17 protein-coding genes are annotated in these 19,105 nt (G+C 42.9%); 1 reads left to right on the top strand and 16 read right to left on the bottom strand.

Annotation, left to right across the window (positions count from 1 at the left end):
- Positions 1 to 11 precede the first annotated feature (11 nt).
- From ACCB35_RS02530 to ACCB35_RS02510, 5 genes are all read right to left on the bottom strand, one after another.
- Positions 12 to 788 (bottom strand): carbohydrate ABC transporter permease, encoded by a 777-nt coding sequence (locus tag ACCB35_RS02530; protein ID WP_044339247.1) that lies wholly within the window; start codon positions 786 to 788, stop codon positions 12 to 14.
- A 144-nt stretch (positions 789 to 932) separates the two neighbouring features.
- Positions 933 to 1,832 carry a carbohydrate ABC transporter permease gene (locus ACCB35_RS02525; protein WP_044339161.1) on the bottom strand — a complete coding sequence of 300 codons (900 nt, stop codon included), beginning with the start codon at positions 1,830 to 1,832 and terminating at the stop codon, positions 933 to 935.
- Between the two features lie 73 nt (positions 1,833 to 1,905).
- Entirely contained in the window at positions 1,906 to 3,219 is a 1,314-nt protein-coding gene (locus ACCB35_RS02520) for an ABC transporter substrate-binding protein (protein ID WP_374055600.1), read from the bottom strand.
- A gap of 104 nt (positions 3,220 to 3,323) precedes the next feature.
- Positions 3,324 to 4,349: a LacI family DNA-binding transcriptional regulator gene (locus tag ACCB35_RS02515; RefSeq protein WP_374055599.1), complete on the bottom strand. Its 1,026-nt coding sequence runs from the start codon at positions 4,347 to 4,349 to the stop codon at positions 3,324 to 3,326.
- Positions 4,350 to 4,685: 336 nt separating this feature from the next.
- Positions 4,686 to 7,844 (bottom strand): efflux RND transporter permease subunit, encoded by a 3,159-nt coding sequence (locus ACCB35_RS02510; RefSeq protein WP_374055598.1) that lies wholly within the window; start codon positions 7,842 to 7,844, stop codon positions 4,686 to 4,688.
- A 163-nt stretch (positions 7,845 to 8,007) separates the two neighbouring features.
- Here ACCB35_RS02510 and ACCB35_RS02505 point away from each other — a divergent pair, with 163 nt between their 5' ends.
- Complete coding sequence (locus ACCB35_RS02505) at positions 8,008 to 8,862, top strand: TetR/AcrR family transcriptional regulator (RefSeq protein WP_374055597.1); 855 nt, start codon at positions 8,008 to 8,010, stop codon at positions 8,860 to 8,862.
- Between the two features lie 62 nt (positions 8,863 to 8,924).
- On the opposite strand, the gene ACCB35_RS02500 is transcribed toward ACCB35_RS02505, so the two are convergent.
- The 11 genes from ACCB35_RS02500 to ACCB35_RS02450 form a co-directional block, all read right to left on the bottom strand.
- Complete coding sequence (locus ACCB35_RS02500) at positions 8,925 to 9,350, bottom strand: DUF1284 domain-containing protein (protein ID WP_374055596.1); 426 nt, start codon at positions 9,348 to 9,350, stop codon at positions 8,925 to 8,927.
- Between the two features lie 14 nt (positions 9,351 to 9,364).
- Positions 9,365 to 10,018, bottom strand: coding sequence for an oxidoreductase (locus ACCB35_RS02495; protein ID WP_374055595.1), 654 nt, complete (start codon positions 10,016 to 10,018; stop codon positions 9,365 to 9,367).
- A gap of 136 nt (positions 10,019 to 10,154) precedes the next feature.
- On the bottom strand, positions 10,155 to 10,355 hold the full coding sequence (locus ACCB35_RS02490; protein WP_374055594.1) for a hypothetical protein: 201 nt from the start codon (positions 10,353 to 10,355) through the stop codon (positions 10,155 to 10,157).
- Position 10,356: 1 nt separating this feature from the next.
- Positions 10,357 to 10,512 carry a hypothetical protein gene (locus ACCB35_RS02485; RefSeq protein WP_374055593.1) on the bottom strand — a complete coding sequence of 52 codons (156 nt, stop codon included), beginning with the start codon at positions 10,510 to 10,512 and terminating at the stop codon, positions 10,357 to 10,359.
- A gap of 14 nt (positions 10,513 to 10,526) precedes the next feature.
- Positions 10,527 to 10,721, bottom strand: a complete 195-nt coding sequence (locus ACCB35_RS02480; RefSeq protein ID WP_374055592.1) for a hypothetical protein — start codon at positions 10,719 to 10,721, stop codon at positions 10,527 to 10,529.
- Between the two features lie 128 nt (positions 10,722 to 10,849).
- Positions 10,850 to 12,814 carry a hypothetical protein gene (locus ACCB35_RS02475; RefSeq protein ID WP_374055591.1) on the bottom strand — a complete coding sequence of 655 codons (1,965 nt, stop codon included), beginning with the start codon at positions 12,812 to 12,814 and terminating at the stop codon, positions 10,850 to 10,852.
- 43 nt (positions 12,815 to 12,857) lie between these two features.
- Positions 12,858 to 14,123 (bottom strand): acetyl-CoA carboxylase biotin carboxylase subunit family protein, encoded by a 1,266-nt coding sequence (locus ACCB35_RS02470; RefSeq protein WP_374055590.1) that lies wholly within the window; start codon positions 14,121 to 14,123, stop codon positions 12,858 to 12,860.
- Positions 14,124 to 14,303: 180 nt separating this feature from the next.
- The gene (locus ACCB35_RS02465; protein WP_374055589.1) at positions 14,304 to 14,891 is read right to left on the bottom strand and encodes a hypothetical protein; all 588 of its coding nucleotides are present in this window, start codon (positions 14,889 to 14,891) and stop codon (positions 14,304 to 14,306) included.
- 140 nt (positions 14,892 to 15,031) lie between these two features.
- Positions 15,032 to 15,751 (bottom strand): YebC/PmpR family DNA-binding transcriptional regulator, encoded by a 720-nt coding sequence (locus tag ACCB35_RS02460; RefSeq protein ID WP_044339151.1) that lies wholly within the window; start codon positions 15,749 to 15,751, stop codon positions 15,032 to 15,034.
- A gap of 142 nt (positions 15,752 to 15,893) precedes the next feature.
- The gene (gntK, locus tag ACCB35_RS02455) at positions 15,894 to 17,405 is read right to left on the bottom strand and encodes a gluconokinase (RefSeq protein ID WP_374056932.1); all 1,512 of its coding nucleotides are present in this window, start codon (positions 17,403 to 17,405) and stop codon (positions 15,894 to 15,896) included.
- 90 nt (positions 17,406 to 17,495) lie between these two features.
- The gene (locus ACCB35_RS02450) at positions 17,496 to 18,839 is read right to left on the bottom strand and encodes a GntP family permease (protein ID WP_299741452.1); all 1,344 of its coding nucleotides are present in this window, start codon (positions 18,837 to 18,839) and stop codon (positions 17,496 to 17,498) included.
- Positions 18,840 to 19,105 lie beyond the last annotated feature (266 nt).

Below are 19,105 nucleotides of genomic sequence, written 5' to 3'. Positions count from 1 at the left end.
CATTCTCTCCTCTATTCTTTGATTGATCCTGCTGAAATGCTGTTTACGATATATTTGGACAGGAATAAAAAGGCAATCATGATTGGTACAACAGAAATGGCAATCCCTAAATACATTGAACCTAAGTTTTGTGCTACTTGAGACCCCTTTAAGAATCCCATTAATACTGGCAACGTATATTTTTCAGGCGAGAACAGGATCACGAGTGGCATGATGTAGTTATTCCATGATCCGATGAACGTGAAGATCGACATCGTTGCAACTGCCGGCATCATGATCGGAATCGCCACGGTATGGAAAATTTTGAACTCACTTGCCCCATCAATACGGGCTGCTTCGATTAAACTTGGATGTAGCGTCGTCTGGATGTATTGTCTTAAGAAGAATACGACGAACGGACTTGCTATGGCCGGAACGATCAGTGGGATGAAGGAATCCAGTATCCCCAGGTTCTTACTCAATTCGTAAAATCCGATCAGCCCCAATTGCCCGGGAACCATCATCATCACAAGCATGAAGACGAACAAGAAATTCTTTCCCTTGAATGTGTAAAAGGCAAATCCATAGGCAGTCAAAGCTGAGAAATACCCTGATAATAAAGTCGTAAGGACAGAGATGATCAGACTATTCTTGAACCCCGACCAAATGTTTACGTATTCCATCATCGTGGTATAGTTTTCGACGATAGAACTGCCGGGGATCAACGTGAATCCGGAAAGTATCGCTTCATTTGATCTTGTCGCATTCACAAGCATCATAAGGAATGGGATGAAGCAAACGATCGCCATCAATACAAGAAGGGTATAGATGATGCTTTTCACAATGGTAATTCTGGTCTTTAGTTTGGACTCATGCGGCAAAAGTTCTGGCTTTTGTTTTTCTACCTTTTGTGTCGGTACATTTTTTTCAACGGCTGTTTTTCCCAACATGCTTTACACCTTCCTTGCTTGTTTGCGTTCATTTCCATACATCCCTTTGAAGACAATCGCCGAGAAGATCAAGGTAATGACAAACAATCCATATGCGACAGCTGATGCGTATCCATAATTGTTAAACTTGAATGCCTGATTGTACAGATATAACACCATGGTATTCAGTGATCCATCCGGAGAACCGATTCCGTCTGTCAGAAGCATCGGCAGATCAAACAGCTGAAGGCCGCCGATCAGGGACGTGATCATGATATAAAGTAAGATTGGTTTTAATAAAGGAATCGTGATTTTCGTAAAGGTCTGCCATCTGTTTGCTCCGTCGATCAGTGCAGCCTCATAATAGTCCTTCGATATTCCGGAAACCCCCGCCATGACGACAATGAACGAATGACCGAACCACATCCAGGTAAGGATCAGGGATACAGATAGCTGTGCAGTCGCGGGCTCGTTCAACCAATTAATCGGTTCTGATATAAGACCTATATTTAATAGAATCATATTTAATGATCCGTGCTGCCAGTCCAGTAGAATACCAAACAGCAGAGCGACCGAACTTATCGTGATTAAATTAGGTAAATAAAAGATCGATCTGAAAAATGCCAAACCTCTCAACTTCATTCTCATATCAGAGAAGATTAATGCGAGTACAAGGGCAAGTCCGATTTGCAGGACAAAATTGATTCCCCAAATTTTCCATGTGTTAAAAAACGCTTCCACAAAATAACTGTCTGTGAGTAAACGGGTATAGTTCGCAAGACCGACAACTTCTGCCGTCCCGCTTCCTGTATAGTTCGTAAAGCTGTAGTAGAATGTCAGCGCAACGGGATAAATGCTAAATATTAAAAAGATGATCCAAAACGGGGCGATAAACAGATAACCAAAACGATCTACTTTCTTCATTCCCCAGCCCCCCTAGTTGATAGATTTGACAGATGGCACGGTTCCATGCCACCTGCCCTGGATTTTTTTCTTGTTAATTTTTTGGTACTTTTATGTCCGGATATGCGTTTTGTGCTTTTTTATAAAACTCTTTAATGGCTTCTTCTTTTGATTTCTTCCCGTCCACGTACTGTTGAACAGCATTTCCATAGAACGTATCAAGCTGTTGGTCATATTTCGTTACGATACCAGGCTCGATTTCTTTCGCTTGCTCAAGGAAGAATTGATAGTTATTTTGACCGCCAAGGAATTCGTCACTGAAATCATCTTTAATTTCATTGGTAACTGGAAGATAAGAGAGGACATCTCCTGTTTCCTTCGCCCAATCCGTCAGGAACTCATCTTCCTGTGTCATCATTTTCACAAAGTCATATGCAAGTTCTTTGTTTTCTGATTTGTTGTAAACCCCTAACCATGTTCCACCCCAGAAGTACGGGCTTGGTCCACTAGTCACAGCCCAGTCTCCGGCTGTTTCTTTTACATTCGTTTTCAGGACGCTGTGAAGTCCCCAAGTCGGAAGAACATAGGAGAATACTTCTGTTTCTTTCTCTTTACCGTTTTCTTTCATTTTGATCGGCTTATCCATCGCTTCGAACCATGATGGAGACCACTCAGCAGCAAGAGCTGTATAGTTGTTCTCACGAAGTTTCTTTGCAGATTCCATGTAGTCGATCTTTTCATCAGTCAGCTGAAGTTCATTCTTGTCGTTCACCCATGGTTGTGGATTATCTCCTTGAGAGAACCAGCGGATAGAGCCCTCATCCGGGAACATGCTGTAGCCTTTTTCCTTCATCTTTTCAGCCACTTTGAATACATTGTCCATTGAGTTCATCATGTTTCCTACCTCGGTTGGATCATCTGTACCAAGCACTTCTTTCGCGATGCTTCTTTTATAGAAGATTCCGCCAGGAGTCGTCTGCCATGATAAAGCTCTTACGTTTCCGTCTTTATCTTTCCCTAAGTCGAATACGTAAGGTACGTATTTATCTTTGATTTCATTCACATTGTAAGGATCTTCCGATAAGTTCTCCCAATAGCCGGCGTCAACCCACTGTTTAAGGAAAGCAATTTCACCCGTGAATACATCCGGTGCTCCCACACCACTTTCAAGTACCGGCTTTAATTTCGTCGGGTAATCGGCAATCGGAACAATTGTCAATTCAACCTTCACACCATTTTTCTCTTCAAACTTCGTGATCGGTTTCTTTAACTCATCCGTGAATGACCAAACCTTCAAATCTACATCTTTATCTTTTGAACTGCCCGATGATTTTGAATCTCCGGAGCAAGCTGACAACACCCCTGCCAGCAGTACAAGCGTCATAAATATTCCTAAAAACTTTTTCATCATTATCCCCCTTTGTTCTAATTAAAATATAGTTTCGAAAGCGGTTTCGATTTCTTTCTTATGAAAATTCCGAAACCGGTTTCGGAATTACTAAAAAATAAAAATTAAGTATTTTTTTCTTTTTTTATTGCTGTACAAGAATCTCTAATGATCAACTCTACCGGAATGATCTCTGTTGTTAAAAGTTTCTTTTTTTGAATGATTTGTTTAATCAATAAGTGTCCGGCACGTGTGCCGATCCGGTCCGTATCTTGTCTGACCGTAGTGAGTTTCGGTGTAACATAAGCGGACATTTCAATGTCATCATAACCAATGACTGAGATGTCATCAGGGATTTTCAAGCCCTTCTCTTTAATGGCTTCCATCGCCCCAATGGCCATATGGTCACCTGCTACAAAGACAGCAGTCGGCAATATGTCAAGGGAGAGAAGAGATTCCATCGCTCTTTTTCCTTCTTCAATGGAAAACATTCCACCACTCACCAGGTATTCTTGATGAATCGGAAGGTTTAAATCATTCATGGCCTTAGAAAACCCTTTTATTCTTTGTGCTCCTGCATCAATCTTGGGATCTCCTGAAATATGAGCGATTCTGGTATGGCCCAGTGAATGAAGATAATTCACAGCCAACTTCCCACCCTCAATATTGTCGGAATAGACAACGCTGCAGTTCTGATTGCTCATGTCGATCACGACGATGGGTAAATGACTGTTAATCATGTCTTGTACCTGCGGATCGTTAGGGTCTGAGCAAATCACGACAATTCCATCCACAGCACGGTATAAAAAATGTTCTAAATAACTAGTATCCCGATTTCGCAGATTACGAGAAGCAAAGATTAAATCATACCCTTCCCGTTCTACATGCTTCCGGAAACTTTCAATAAGGGCGCTGAAGAAAGGATGCTTCATCCCGACCTCATTGTCCTCAGCGAACATTACACCGATAGTCCAGGATTTCTTTGTCGATAAAGACTGAGCGTGGGCATTTGGCAAATAACCCATTTCAGCTGCTGCATCCAGGATTTTTTGCTTCGTTTTTTGACTCACATCTGTGTAATTGTTTAGGGCTTTAGAAACTGTCGTACTGGAAAACCCAGTGCGTTTTGCTAAGTCATAGATTGTAACCATTGTTGTCTCCTCTTCATCGAAAGCGCTTTCGTTAATTGTTATTATAGTCCAGACTTTTGATGGAATCAATACTATTTTTAGAAAATTTTCAAAAGTACCGGGGATTTTTTTCTCAGGCTGATGATGACTGGCTTCTTTCTGTCATTCTTTCAAGGGTCCCCTCGCTTGTTGGTATAATGACATACGTATTTTTGGATGAAGATGGGTATACGAGGTTCTTGTTGTGCCACTTTCGCCAATAGTTGTGCCAAATTGTGAACAGTCCCCGTGAAATACCCCCACCCCATATAAAATCGACAAAAAGCAGCCCCACTACAGGACTGCTTTTCTCTCAACCTATTCTTTCACAGCTTTACGCTTTCGTCCACCAAGTTTCCCTTTGATTTTCATGAGGGTTTCATACACGATCGGTACGATGACAAGCGTTAAGAGAGTCGAACTTGTCAATCCGCCAATAACGGTTACACCCAGACCTTTCGAAATCAATCCGCTTCCTTCAAGACCCAATGCCAACGGGAACAGAGCTCCGATTGTAGCAATGGCTGTCATAAGGATCGGGCGAAGTCGGGTTGCACCGGCTTCGAGTAACGCTTCCCTTGTTGAAAGACCTTCGTTTTCTTTATGAATCACCCGGTCAATCAGGACGATTGCGTTGGTTACAACGATACCAATCAGCATGAGGGCACCAATCATGGAGGAGATACTGATTGTTTCTCCTGCTATCAATAGTCCAACCAATGCCCCGATGATCGTAAATGGCAGCGAGAACAGAATGGCAAACGGTGCAAGCCCTCCGCCGAACGTGATCACGAGGATCAAGTACACAATGGCAATGGCTGCAAGCATCGCTAATCCTAATTGCGTGAAGGATTCCTGGATGTCCTCTGTTACTCCACCCATATCTACGTTGATACCGGCTGGTAAATCCAGCTCTTCGATTTCTTTATGAATCGCTTGTGATGCTTTTGATACATCATCCGATTTTAATTCTCCGCTCACTTGAGCAAATACTTTTCCGTCGCGTCGTGAAACAGTATCGGATGTCTTACCTTCTTGAACTTCAACGACGTCTTTAATCGGGACATCAATCCCAAGTGGTGATTGGATGGTTTTATCCGTCAAGTCGTTGATGCTTTCGTATTCTTCTTTTTCAACGTCTAAATAGACATTTACCTCTTCTCCATCTTTTTCAATGGTGGTGAGGACAGGACGCTGACGTGTCTGACCAAGTTCCATGGCGATTTGACCCGCTGTCAGGCCAAGCTCACTCAGCTTTTCCTGGTCTGCGATGAACGAATACTCATCGTACGATTCAGAGATACTTGATCCCACTTTTTTGAAATCTTCTTTATCTTCCATCATAGCTTGAATATCGTTTACAACAGGTTCGATTTCTTTCAGGGTTTCACCGTACACATACACGACGATTTCATTGCTGCCGGCACTAGCGGAGAAGTCTTGCGAAGCCCATTCCCCTTTATCTGTTGTTTCTTGAAGTCTTTTAATGACTTGTTCTTTTTCTTTAGAGAAATTCTCTGTATCATCGCTGTATTGAACATAGAATATTGCATTGTTTGAGCTTCCCGGACTCATTGGGTTTTCTCCACCAACCGAGTACTGAATCGTTTCAGCCCCTTTACGTCCTTGGAAATACTCTTCAGCTTCTTGAGCGATTTGATTTACATCTTCTTCTGTTTGACCAGGTTCCGGTTTATACGTGGCCATGATCATCTTTTCTTCATCTGATGGCAGGAAACTCACACCGATGAGCGGAACCAGGAACAAGCTTCCGACAAGCATCGCGATAGCCAGGATGGACGTAATGATCTTATGATTCAGCGTCCAATTCAATACGCCTTTGTACCACTGAGCTAAACGGCTTCGCTTTTCCACGTGCTTCTTCCCTACACCCTTTTTAAACATCGAGTGTGCAAGCATCGGCACGATTGTCACGGCCACTAGAAGTGAAGCCAATAGAGCAAACACGATCGTTAAGGCGAATGGAAGGAATAGTTCCCCTATCATCCCTTGAACCAATCCTAATGGAAGGAACACAGCGATCGTTACAATCGTGGAAGACGCGATCGGAACAAACATTTCCTTCGTTGCTTCACGGATCAATTCTTTCCCTTTCAACATCTCACCTTTAAGCGACATCCGTCGATAAATGTTCTCCACTACTACAATGGAATCATCGATGACACGTCCAATCGCTACCGTCATCGCTCCAAGAGTCATAATGTTTAACGTGATATCCATCTGTTTTAAAAGTAGAATCGCGATTAACAACGATAATGGAATCGATACGACGGAGATTAGCGTCGATTTAATATCTCGTAAGAATAACAGAATGATGATGACCGCAAATACGGCACCGAATAAAGCTTTATTCAGCATGGTGCTGACAGACTCTTCAATCGGTTCTCCTTGGTCAAAGGTAGATATGATTTCAACACCATCCAAGCTTTTTTCAAAAGCTTTCACTTCATCTTTTACCGCGTTTACAACGTCTACCGTATTGGCATCTGCTGTTTTCACCACTTGAAGGCCGATCGATTCCTTCCCGTTGGTTCTGGAAATGGATTCAGCTTTTCCGGCCAGTTCGATATCAGCAATGTCTGATAGTTGTACGGTCGGGATTTTCATCCCAGCAGGTGCTTCCTGAGCCTGAGGCGTTTCTACAGGTTGACCTTGAGAAGATTGACCACCAGGCTGTTGTCCTTGCGGCGCTTCCATATTCCCGCCAACAGAAGGCGTGACAGGAATCTTCATCTCTTTCAAATCTTCGATTGTTGTGATGCTTCCATCAACCATCACAGATTTCTGACTGTCTTTAAACGTGTAAAGTCCTAATGGTGCAGTCACATCAGACCCTTTGATCATATTTTGGACTGTTTCTTCTGTTAAACCATATTGAGCAAGCTTTTCTTGATCAAAAACGATTTGTGCTTCTTGAACCTGTTGACCTGAAACTTGAACAGATGCTACCCCGTCCACTCCTTCAAGTTGTGGTACGATCGTATCTTCTACAGTCGAAGTTAATTGAGCAAGAGATTGGTCATCATTTGCTACACTAAGAGCAATGATAGGGAAAGCGTTAAAGCTCAGTCTTGAGACTTCCGGTTCATTGACTCCTTCCGGAAAAGAAAGATCTGATAGAGCATCTTCCACTTCGGTCTTTGCTTCGTCCATATCTTTCGAAAACTCGTATTCTATCTGAACGGCTGAAGCATTTTGATAAGACGTGGAGCTGACAACATTAACTCCATTTAAATTCTTCAAACGTTTTTCAATTGGTTCTGAAACCTTTTCTGCTACATCTTCAGGCGTAGCTCCAGGGTACACCGTCGTAACACTTACAATCGGTGTATTAATATTTGGCAAGGTTTCTAGTTTCATATTAAATCCTGAATATAAGCCAGCAATAATGACGATGATGGTCATTAACCATACGGCAAACTTATTCTTGAGTACGAAATTAATAATACTATTCACTCTTTATTCTTCCCTTCTCTCATTTTCTGACCGACTAGTCATAACACAATCTAATATAACTGACCGTACAGTCATAAGTCAATATACTTATAAAATTAAAGGTTTATTTATTGTGACCAATCGGTCATAATAGAGTCAAGGAGTTTATCAAGGAGAGGAAAGCATGAAGGAAAAAGAGAAATTAATTATTGAAACATCGATTAAGCTGTTTGCCACGAAAGGGTTTAACGCCACCTCGGTGCAAGAAATCGTGAACGAGTGTGAAATATCTAAAGGTGCATTCTATTTGTATTTCAAGTCAAAGGAAGCCCTTCTATTGGCTATCATGAAATACTATTTTAAAATGATCACAGCTAAAGTGAATGAGATTGAAAACGAGGATCTGCCTCCTTATGAAAAATTCCAGAAGCAATTAGAATGTCAGTTTATTGAAATCTGTAAACATAAAGAGTTTATCATTATGCAGATCAGAGAGAATGCCATGCCGTTCAACGACGAAATCCATGATCTCCTCAGCGAGATGAAAATGGAAACCCATCGTTACTATAAAAGAAGATTATATGGGATTTACGGAAAAAAAATCGAGCCCTACTTCTGGGATATCACCATGATGATTCAAGGTTTCTTTCATTCTTATTTAGAATTGGTGATGCTTGATAAGATCGAATTGGATTTTGCCTATCTATCACGATTCATATTGAAACGTACGGATGATTTAGTGGAGGGCTTACTAAAAAGTGGGGATCAGCCTGTCCTTTCCTTTGAAAAATTGGATGATCTGGTGAAGGATTTCACTTCTTCAAACCGAATCAACGCTTCCACCCTTGTTCATATGATTGAAGATGCTGCTGAAATAGCAGAGGAAGAAAACAGTCAGATATCATTGGAAGTCATCAAAGAAGAAATTGAAAAGGATGAGACCCGTATCGTTGTCATTAAAGGGATGATGAAGAATCTTGAGGATGACCCAACGCTTAAGCATCTGATGAATGCCTTGAGACATTATTATAAAATTTAATGATATAAGACCCGCACCAGATCAGATGCGGGTCTGTCTTTTACTCTATAATGAAAGTAGCTTTATGCTAAAATATTTTCCCTTAACTTTCCGATCCCTTCCTTACAAACCCCATACTCCAGCCAGGAGCAGCCTTCACATAAATGATCGAGATCTTTAGGCTTTACCTTTTGGGCTGTTATGCTGATTAATGCTGATTTCATATAGACGTCACCGTGTTTCAACCCTAAATGGCGAAGAACCTTGCTGTCTAACGATAGAACATGGTCATTGGAGTCTGCACTTTTTTCACATGCTGATTTCCCCTTATGAGGGCAGGCCTGGCATGCATCATCGAAGGACTGAACAACCTGGATGGGAAAGTCCAATTCGTCGTTACGTATCTCTCCCACTATGTCAGCCATCACATTAACGAATTCAGGGCTGTATCCCATGCCTTTAAACCCGTGAGTACAAAGTAGATGATGACCTCTTAGTATCCTCTTCATGGAATCCCCCTTTTTTAAAGCTTTTGAATTTGATCCGATTCATGGATGGTTACTTTTTCACTGCCAGAGCCATTGGCAGCACGGTACATTCCATAAGCCACCTGACGCCCTGAGATGCTTCTGTATTTTTTTAACTTACCTACCATCACCGGACGGATGGCTCTGGAGAAAATTTCTCCCGCTTTTTCCCCAAAGCGGAATTCATCTCTTTCCCCTAAAAGAAGGGATGGCCTGAAAATGTGCAGTGTCGGATAATACAGCGCTATTAAGTCTTCCTCCAACTCTCCTTTCACCTTACTATAAAAGAACGGTGAACCCGAACTCGCCCCAATAGCTGATATGACCATATATTGTTTGGCTCCATGGTCTTTACCTAGCCTTCCTAGTTGAACGGGGTACTCATAATCTACCTTTCTAAACGCTTCCTTTGTTTGCGCTTTCCTGATGGTCGTTCCAAGACAACAAAATACATCATCGATTACCTCATGGGGCAGGAGCTTCATCTGGTCGAATGGGATGATTCGTTCATCCAACTTTTCATGCTCCACTCCACTGCTTCTTCTCACAAACGAAATCACTTTGGAATACTCAGGACTCTTGAGTAGTATTTCAATCAAATGGGAACCAACTAATCCCGTAGAACCTGCTACCAACGCCACTTTCGACATTTTTCATTCCTCTCTTCCAAATAACTATGTCTTATACCTAGTATAAGACTTTTTTATCTATTTAAAAAATACACAATCAAAAAAAGTGCCAATCATTTGACTGACACTTCTTTGCAGTTATTTGTTCCCATATCACCTATAACTCTTCATCTTCAAAAAACTGCTGTAATTTCTCATCTTGTTCTGGAGCTGCATTTTCAGACGCATACGGATTATCTTTGACACCTGCCGTATCCATATTTGTTTTAATTGCGAGAAACGGTCCTTTCGGTTCCTCTGCGATGACACGATCATTTAACTGTTTGAAATCGGGCATGTCATTATTTCCTTTACTCATTCTATCTTCCTCCTTCTTCAATCGTTTCACCTCCATTCTTATAAGCGATGAGAATAATATCCTCGTCCGTTTGCTGGCGAAGCTCAGTTTCCATGTTTCTTACTTTATTCAAGGTATCTTCAGACAGGTGCGCTACGGGAAATTCTTTCCTACTCATCCTTATATCATCTCCTACCCATTTTCATTCGATTGTCCGATTTCCTTTTCTGCAAAGAACCCGTTCCCTTCCTCTACTGCATGGTGTTCCTCTACAGACTCTCCTGGAACATACACTTGACTGGGGTTGCGAACCTCATTATTCAAAGTGAATTCCGGGTTTAGTGGCGTGTCCATACGTAACTCTTCAGGTTTCTTATGATCTCTCATCTATTCCACCTCCAATATTTAGTATGGCTTCTGAACACATAATCATGCCCCGCACGCGAAAAATGAGGCTTGCATTGAGCAACAAAAAAACGTTAAGCACTGACAGTGCTTAACGCCATATATTTAAATCAAACCCACGTATAATCCCTTCCCCAGCTATCCCGGGCAAGGTCTTTGATTTCATCGACAATTTCATTTTCCACCGCAAAAGCATCTCCCTGTTCATAAGGATTGTAGTGGAAAGCGTAAAGGCGGGAAACAAACTCGTGAAACGGAAGAGAGCATTCCCCTTCCAGTTCCCCGTTTTCCATGACGGAAGGTTCGATACCCTGACCCCAGTTCTGAGAGCCATCATTATTCGGATTATAGAAATAAATACGATATTCTCCCTTGGGATCTTGCGTGATTCTTAAGATAGAAACAGCATGGAAGCCAAGAAGCTTTCCATGAACATTAGTGATGAATATCCCCACCGGATTCGGATAGATCAATCCGTAGTCATCATTGTACTCAGGGTGGTGAGTGGCATAGAACAGGCGGACAAATCCCGGATAGTCCGTGATGAGGCCCGTTAATGAATCGATGACTGTGCTAAACCCTTTTTGAACCCAGTCACCATAAAACTCGGGATTCACCCAGCGGTGTCCATCTTCCCCTCTAAGCGATACACGTCTCATCATCTCACTATATATGCGATCAAGATGAGGAACGAGAACAAGCGACACTGGGTCAAGCTCTTGATGAAGGTCAGGCGCAAGCCCCCCACTTAATTCTTTCGAATGGACCGGTGTACCTTCAAACATTATATCGATATCTCCATCCCTCGCCGCCCGTGGGATCAGTTCAAGTAAGTATCCCGGGGCATGCTGGGCCCAGAGGCTGATTCCCCTCGCTGTTTGACAGGTCGGATTCAGGCCTTGGCCGATCCCGATCGGTTGACCGAGGACATTTATGACACCGGCAAGAAGGACAGAATTGGCTGTGATCCCGTCTCCTGCTTTACAAGAATTAAGGAGCGTCTTCCGTACTTCCGGTCGAATATCAAGCTCAATCAGCCTTTTAAGTCCCGGGGATACGGGAGATGATGATAATACCCCCCGTTCAAGCATAAGAGCGAGTCCATAAACCGACTGTTTTGTTGCTGGATAGATTGCCACTTTTATGAGCTGGAATACGAGTTCCGCATGTTCATCCAGGTTTGCTTTTCCTTTGTCATTTAACTGAAGGGCAGCCGGAACAAGCTCTCGAAACTTTCTGCTCAGGAACCTAAGCAGAATCGCATGCTGGGGGGCAACAAGCCCCGTTTCACGCATGGACCTGGCAAACGCTACAGCTTCCTTCTCCAGTTCTTCCTTGGACAAATCCATAAGCTTCTTACGGTATTCACCCGGTTGGACAATGCTTTTACTCAAGAGGGACGGACCTTCAATAGCAGACACATACTTTTCTAAAACAAGTCGTTCCGCTGCGCTTAAGTCTGAATGGAGCATCTTTTTCGCTGTTTCAATCATCGACACTGTCCGCTTCACCATAATCGGACGTTGTGCGGTCAACCGTTCAATTTCTTTAATCAGTGTAGTCGTAAGTGCTTGATAGGAAAGCTTATCAGATAGAAATCGAAATAACTCCGTTGCTCTTTCACTCTGCTCTCCACCTTCGATCCGTGCTGCTTCTGTTGCTTCAGGGAAAAGCAGGTTCAGATTGAGAACCATTACTTCATTGAGGAAATCCTCCGCCATTTCAGTCGAAACATCGGGATGTTCATATTGACCCTCTGCAATGGCTAGCATTCTTAACTCACTAAGAATCTCAATGATTGAAGGAAGCCCCTTCGCTTGAAGTGACCCGGCCACAAGAGGCGGCTGCAGCTTGGACGCTTTTTCCCAAGGACCGTCCTGGAAGACCCCGGCCTTTTCAAAGCGACTTGCGCTCCGATATAGAATCCCCAGTCCTTCATCCGTATCCAATAGCCTTTGCGCTTCCTGATAGACGTCTGTTTGATACATTGATTTCGCAAATGAAGCTGCGCTCTCCAGTTCATTAAGCGCTTGCAGAAATCGATCTTCCAGCTTGGACGTTAATTCAAATGCCATTTCAAAACTCCTTTATCGATTAAAATACCAGTGGATGAAAGAATTAGATATAGAAGTTAAACTGTTCGTATTCCTTTAATAGACCCCTCATGATTTCACTGTCTTCCCCGTAGAAGAAGATCGTTCCGTAATGATTACCGAAGCCGATTCGCTGAGCTACTTTCCCTTGGGCAGGACTGAACATATCATGTTTTTCAAAATAGGCATGGTTCTCCAGTTCATCGGGCACCTCCAGCTTCTCAACATAATTAACATGAGGATGGACCATTAAACAACCTGCATGGGCTTTTGCCTTTTCACCTGTAGAAGGGAAGAACTCTCTAAGCTCTTCTTCCGTTGTATTGGGATCACTGCAAAGGATTTGAGCTTGATAAGCATTAAATCCATAAGCCCGCTCGATCAAATCAAAGATATGTCCGCCGGGAACCCTGGCTGCGACTTCACCAAAATGAAGAGTACCATCGGACGTAATGAAATATTCCGGATGAATAACACCGTATTCAATCTCAAACGCATCAATGAGCTGTTGAATCGCCTCACGGATGATCGGACGCTTTTCCTCAAGGGTCGGGGATGCAGGTACGAAATTGGAGTAGCCTAGTCGCACATACTCCGTTATATTTAAAAATTGGATCTTTCCGTTATGAATGAACGCTTCACACGAGAATTCCTGTCCGTCTAAATGACTTTCCATCAGAAGCGGGAACTCAGACTCGGTGAGAGCATCGATATCTTCAGGATTCTCAATGGCACGGTGTCCGACAGACCCTGCTTTATCAAGTGGTTTTACGTGAATCGGATCGTTCTTATCTCCTTCCACTTTCAGGAGGGCTTCATTCACACGTTTCAAGAAGCGCCTTACATCTTCCTTATCCCGTGCTTCTTCGAATACACCCACTTTGATTCCGGCAATTTGCGCTTTACGCTTCATCATCCCTTTATCTCTTAATAGAAGAGAACGGTTGAAGACGCGCGGTTCATTTCGGAAACGGGAGTTCAATGCCCCGGACCACTCCACACACTCTTCATACAAAGGAACAGCCACTTCTGCACCCATTGCCTTCAACTGCTTATAAAGATGATCTGAACCTTCATTTAACCGATCGAAGTCCCAGCCGATAAAGGCAATATCATGTTTTTCTGCATATGCCTCAAAATCAGGCGGGCCAACAACGACGAAAGGCCTATTTAGCTTCGTACACGCTTCGATTGCCGGCAGGCTCCAGCCGATCAATGCCGTTAGATAGGGTTTGGTCTTGTCCTTCACGCTCTGTTCTGCTTGCTGTAATTCGAGTTGATCTAGTCCCATAATTCCCTCTCCCTTTTCACGTTTTAGTCAGATTCCTCTTTAGCATAACAAAGCAGATAGGGAGAATGAAGTATTTTGCTGAATTTTCAATCTTTTCGACAAATAAAGTGGTAATACGACCTTTCGCGACAAATAACAAGGCATACTCCCATATAGGGAATATGCCCTGTTTTAAAGATGTTAAAAAGGGATGCCTTCTTTCTTTGAAATGTCATTGTTGATAATCCCCAGACCGCTGATTCTCCCTGATTGAACATCCGGTTGCACTGAAGGATTAGAAGGATATGTATGGCCATCGAAGCGTAATAGCTTATAGCTCCCTTTCATTCCTCCTCCAGAAACATACATGATGATATTTTTCCATTTGTTTGTCTTATCATTTTGGATGATGATGGGCGACCTGACTAATGAAAACGTTGTGAGAAGCTCATATTTATCATTATCCTTTGTGAATAGTGCACCGCTGCATCCCCCGCTTCCACACACAGGGAAACCGACTAAATAAACAAATGTTTCAGGCTGTTGATCATCATTCAAATCGATATGGTTATAGTAATATTGAATGTTTTCCTTATCCGGATCCACATTAAAGGCTTTACTAAACGCATCCTCCAGCAAGGGATCAGGTATCGTTTCTGACTGAACAAACTTCACATCACTTAAATCTACTTCGGAATTTTCCTGATTCGGATGAGCGCTTCCGATTGAACCCGTACTCATGTAAAGAAGGAGCATTATCACCGAAAAAAAAAGCTTAATATTCTTCATTGGATCACCTCTAACAATATGGTATAAGTAGTTTTACCATCTTTGCCGAGATTATCTGAAGTTTTCTATCACCAATTTAGTATCTCCTACAATGAAAAAAAGCCCCAGACACATAAAGCGTCAAGGGACTTTATCAACGGTTATTCACCTAAATCAACATTATGATAAACCTGCTGAACATCTTCCAAATCTTCGATCGCATCAATCATTTTTTCGAATTGAGCTTGACCGTCTTCTGGAAGTTCGACATCATTCTGCGCAAGCATTGTCAGTTCCGCTACTGTAAATTCAGTGACACCTGCACCTTTAAACGCTTCTTGAACCGCATGGAATTGATCTGGTTCAGCATAAACGATCACAGCATCATCTTCTTCGATGATATCACGGGCGTCTACATCCGCTTCCATCAGGATCTCCATTACTTCTTCTTCTGATTTCCCTTCAATACCGATAACGGCTGTGGCATCGAACATATACGCAACCGATCCACTTACACCCATGTTACCGCCATTTTTGCCGAAGGCAGCACGCACTTCGGATGCAGTTCGGTTTACATTGTTCGTCAGGGCATCCACAATGACCATGGAACCATTCGGTCCAAAGCCTTCATAGCGAAGTTCGTCATAGTTTTCTTCTGAACCACCCTTTGCCTTTTCAATGGCACGGTCAACGATATGCTTCGGTACGCTGTATGTTTTTGCACGTTCAAGAACAAATTTCAGCGTTTGGTTCAGTTCGGGATCCGGCTCGCCTTGCTTTGCCGCAACATAAATCTCACGACCGAACTTCGCATAAATACGACTCGTATTCGCATCCTTAGACGCTTTCTTTTCTTTAATATTATTCCACTTACGTCCCATATTGTTTCACTCTCTTTCACATTTATCTATAGATACTTTCACTCTTAAAAGGTATTTTCGTTTCTATTATACATGAAAATAACTATTTTTGGCTAAGTAGATTCCTTGCCACACTCACCTAAAGAAAGCCGACTCAGATGAGTCAGCTCCCTTCCTGGTATGCACTTATCGCTTCATATTCTCCTTCCAGCAAACGTGGAACGCGAATAAAGATAGGCATCAGTTTCGTATATGCTTCCGTTGCTTTCGGATCTGGTTGATGGGAATGTACAGAACCGACCATTTCACTCACTTCTTCCAGTGAGTCAATCATCCCGTTACCATACATCCCAAGGACAACCGCCCCAAGACATGAGCTTTCGAAGCTTTCCGGCACTTCCACTTCCTGATCAAATACATCAGCGAGCATTTGACGCCAAATTTCCGAGCGGGCAAATCCACCTGTCGCCTGGACTCTTTTCGGTGTTCCGATTAATTCTTCCAGCGCCAGAAGAACGCTGTATAAATTCATGACAATTCCTTCTAACACTGCACGGATCATATGCTCTTTTTTGTGATGCATGCCAAGTCCGAAGAAAGACCCGCGTGCTTTTGCGTTCCAAAGAGGCGCTCTCTCCCCGGCCATATAAGGATGGAAGAGTAAACCCTCCGAGCCCGGTTCTACTTTAGAAGCAATATCCGTAAGGACTTCATAAGGATCTTTCCCTAACCGGCTCGCCACTTCCACCTCTGCAGAAGCCAGTTCGTCCCGCACCCAACGGAAAATCATGCCACCGTTATTGACAGGCCCGCCAATCACCCAATGATTATCCGTCAAGGCATAACAGAAAATACGTCCTTTCGGATCCGTTACCGGACGGTCCGTTACAGCACGGATCGCACCACTCGTTCCGATCGTAACGGCTACGACACCCGGTTCAATGGCATTGACGCCAAGATTTGATAAGACTCCGTCACTTGCTCCGACAACAAACGGTGTGTCGGCTGATAAGCCCATCATATCCGTATACTCAGATTTCAATCCAACTAAGCTTTCAGTTGTTGAGACAGGAACCGAAAGTTGATCCTTGGTGACACCTGCCACCTTCAATGCTTCTTCATCCCAAGCCAGGTTTTCCAGATGGAACATACCTGTTGCAGATGCGATTGAATAGTCCACAACATATTTTCCGAAAAAGCGGTGAAACACAAATTCTTTAATGGAAATGAACTTAGCTGCATTGGAAAACAATTCCGGTTCTTCATGCTGCAGCCAGGCAAGCTTTACAAGTGGGGACATCGGGTGAATAGGAGTCCCTGTTCTGCGATAAATCTCCAAACCATTCATTTCTTTTTTTATCTTATCCGCCCATTCGGCACTCCGGTTATCAGCCCAAGTAATGGAAGGAGTCAGAGGCTGGTCCTTCTCATCCACCAGGATCAAGCTATGCATAGCGGAGCTGAACGACACAAAGGAGATTTTCTCACTTGTTTTCGAGGTCACTTCCTTTATACAACTGATGACGGCACGGAAGATTTCTTCGGGATCCTGTTCGGCGGTTCCCGGTGCTGGTGTATGTAATGGATATTCGACCCCATGACGATCGATCGCTTCTCCCTTTTCATTAAAAAGTACCGCTTTTGTACTGGTTGTCCCGATATCGACACCAATCATGAATTCTGACATTTTCGTTCCTCCTAAACAAATAGAGAAAAGGAAGAAGCGACATGGCTCTTCCCTCTTCCACTATTATTCTATCCTATTTTATCCGATGAATATCCCTATAATGAATACTACGGTAAATCCTACAAAACCGATGAGCGTTTCCATCATTGTCCATGATTTTAACGTATCTTTCACATCTAATCCAAAATAACGGTTTACTAGCCAGAATCCGCTGTCATTTACATGAGAGAAGACAGTTGCTCCTGCAGCAATGGAAATGACCATTAATCCAAGGACCGGTCCTTCCAAGCCAAGAGTGGAAATCAATGGACTCATTAATCCTGCTGCCGTGACCATGGATACAGTTGCTGAACCTTGTGCTACACGAACGACCATGGCAATTAAGAATGCAAGAGCAATCGGAGGCAAGCTTGAACCAGCCATCATTTCACCAAGTACTTCACCGACACCTGAGTCGATCAGAACTTGCTTGAACACTCCACCTGCACCTGTAACAAGGATGATGATCCCAGCCGGCTCAAGTGCTTTTGTCGCAATATCCTGAACGTCCTGACGGGAATATCCACGTCTCGTCCCTAATAATGTAAATGTCAATAGAGTCGCAATCGTTAACGCCACGAACGGATGACCCAGGAACGTTAAGATTGAACGAATGGTATTTCCTTCATCTAATAGAACACCCGAAAGCGTATTCAATAAAATCAACACTAAAGGAATCGAGATAAGTGACGCAATCATCGCAAAGCTTGGAAGCTCTTTATCGTACTCGATCTCTTCCACCTGCATATAATCCGGAACCACTGCATGAATCCGTTTCGAAATGAATTTTGCAAAAAGTGGACCAGCGATGATCATGGATGGAATACCTGCAAGAGTACCAAATAAGATAACCCAGCCAAGATCCGCTCCTATTAAATCCGCAACAGCAATCGGTCCTGGAGTTGGCGGAATGAAGCTGTGCGTTACAGCAAGTCCCGCAAGTAAAGGAATCCCATAGTATAATAGCGACTTTCCAGTTTTCTTTGCCAATCCGTATACGATCGGTACGAGAATGATGAATCCTACATCGAAGAATACCGGAATGGCTACTAAGAAACCTGTAATACCTAACGACCACTGCGCTTTATCTTCACCAAATTTATTAATCAGGGTTTGAGCTAATCGCTCCGCTCCTCCTGAAACCTCAAGCATACGACCAAACATTGCACCTAAACCAACAACGACAGCGACGAACCCAAGGGTCCCGCCCATTCCATTCTGAATGGAGGTAACTACTTCCTGAAGCGGCATCCCAGCGGCGATCCCCACAATCAAACTCACTAATAATAGGGCAACAAAAGCATGAAGCTTTGTCTTGATAACTAAAAATAACAGAAGAAAAATTCCGGCTAACGCCACTAAAATAAGCATTTGATCAGACATCTCTATCCCTACCTTTCTTTCATGACGACAGCTTGGCTGTCAGATTTTTTATAACGGTTGGTCCTGAATAATCGGGAAAGTAAAACGTTTACAATTCACTCTATGTAACTTCTACTCTCAAATCTGCCGAATTCAACATTGGAATTCCATTTCGCAGTTCCAGATATCTAAGGAAAATTATTTTCTATCTAACTCTATTATAAAAAATATTTTTCTTTTTGCAACCGTTTACAGAAATTATTTTTATTTTTCTATTATTCTTGTAT

It is taken from the genome of Rossellomorea sp. FM04394 (assembly GCF_041889765.1).
Classification (GTDB): domain Bacteria; phylum Bacillota; class Bacilli; order Bacillales; family Bacillaceae_B; genus Rossellomorea; species Rossellomorea aquimaris_B.
The sequence above is the reverse complement of the archived record's forward strand: the minus strand, read 5'-3'. Positions and strand labels throughout refer to the sequence as shown.

Excerpts from the sequence above, each read along its gene's own strand:
- ACCB35_RS02470 (WP_374055590.1), bottom strand. The coding sequence starts at position 14,123 with ATGGGACTAGATCAACTCGAATTACAGCAAGCAGAACAGAGCGTGAAG.
- ACCB35_RS02495 (WP_374055595.1), bottom strand. The coding sequence starts at position 10,018 with ATGTCGAAAGTGGCGTTGGTAGCAGGTTCTACGGGATTAGTTGGTTCC.
- ACCB35_RS02490 (WP_374055594.1), bottom strand. The coding sequence starts at position 10,355 with ATGAGTAAAGGAAATAATGACATGCCCGATTTCAAACAGTTAAATGAT.
- ACCB35_RS02515 (WP_374055599.1), bottom strand. The coding sequence starts at position 4,349 with ATGGTTACAATCTATGACTTAGCAAAACGCACTGGGTTTTCCAGTACG.
- ACCB35_RS02485 (WP_374055593.1), bottom strand. The coding sequence starts at position 10,512 with ATGAGTAGGAAAGAATTTCCCGTAGCGCACCTGTCTGAAGATACCTTG.
- ACCB35_RS02475 (WP_374055591.1), bottom strand. The coding sequence starts at position 12,814 with ATGGCATTTGAATTAACGTCCAAGCTGGAAGATCGATTTCTGCAAGCG.
- ACCB35_RS02505 (WP_374055597.1), top strand. The coding sequence starts at position 8,008 with ATGAAGGAAAAAGAGAAATTAATTATTGAAACATCGATTAAGCTGTTT.
- ACCB35_RS02465 (WP_374055589.1), bottom strand. The coding sequence starts at position 14,891 with ATGAAGAATATTAAGCTTTTTTTTTCGGTGATAATGCTCCTTCTTTAC.
- ACCB35_RS02525 (WP_044339161.1), bottom strand. The coding sequence starts at position 1,832 with ATGAAGAAAGTAGATCGTTTTGGTTATCTGTTTATCGCCCCGTTTTGG.
- ACCB35_RS02480 (WP_374055592.1), bottom strand. The coding sequence starts at position 10,721 with ATGAGAGATCATAAGAAACCTGAAGAGTTACGTATGGACACGCCACTA.
- gntK (WP_374056932.1), bottom strand. The coding sequence starts at position 17,405 with ATGATTGGTGTCGATATCGGGACAACCAGTACAAAAGCGGTACTTTTT.
- ACCB35_RS02520 (WP_374055600.1), bottom strand. The coding sequence starts at position 3,219 with ATGAAAAAGTTTTTAGGAATATTTATGACGCTTGTACTGCTGGCAGGG.
- ACCB35_RS02530 (WP_044339247.1), bottom strand. The coding sequence starts at position 788 with ATGGCGATCGTTTGCTTCATCCCATTCCTTATGATGCTTGTGAATGCG.
- ACCB35_RS02460 (WP_044339151.1), bottom strand. The coding sequence starts at position 15,751 with ATGGGACGTAAGTGGAATAATATTAAAGAAAAGAAAGCGTCTAAGGAT.
- ACCB35_RS02500 (WP_374055596.1), bottom strand. The coding sequence starts at position 9,350 with ATGAAGAGGATACTAAGAGGTCATCATCTACTTTGTACTCACGGGTTT.
- ACCB35_RS02450 (WP_299741452.1), bottom strand. The coding sequence starts at position 18,839 with ATGTCTGATCAAATGCTTATTTTAGTGGCGTTAGCCGGAATTTTTCTT.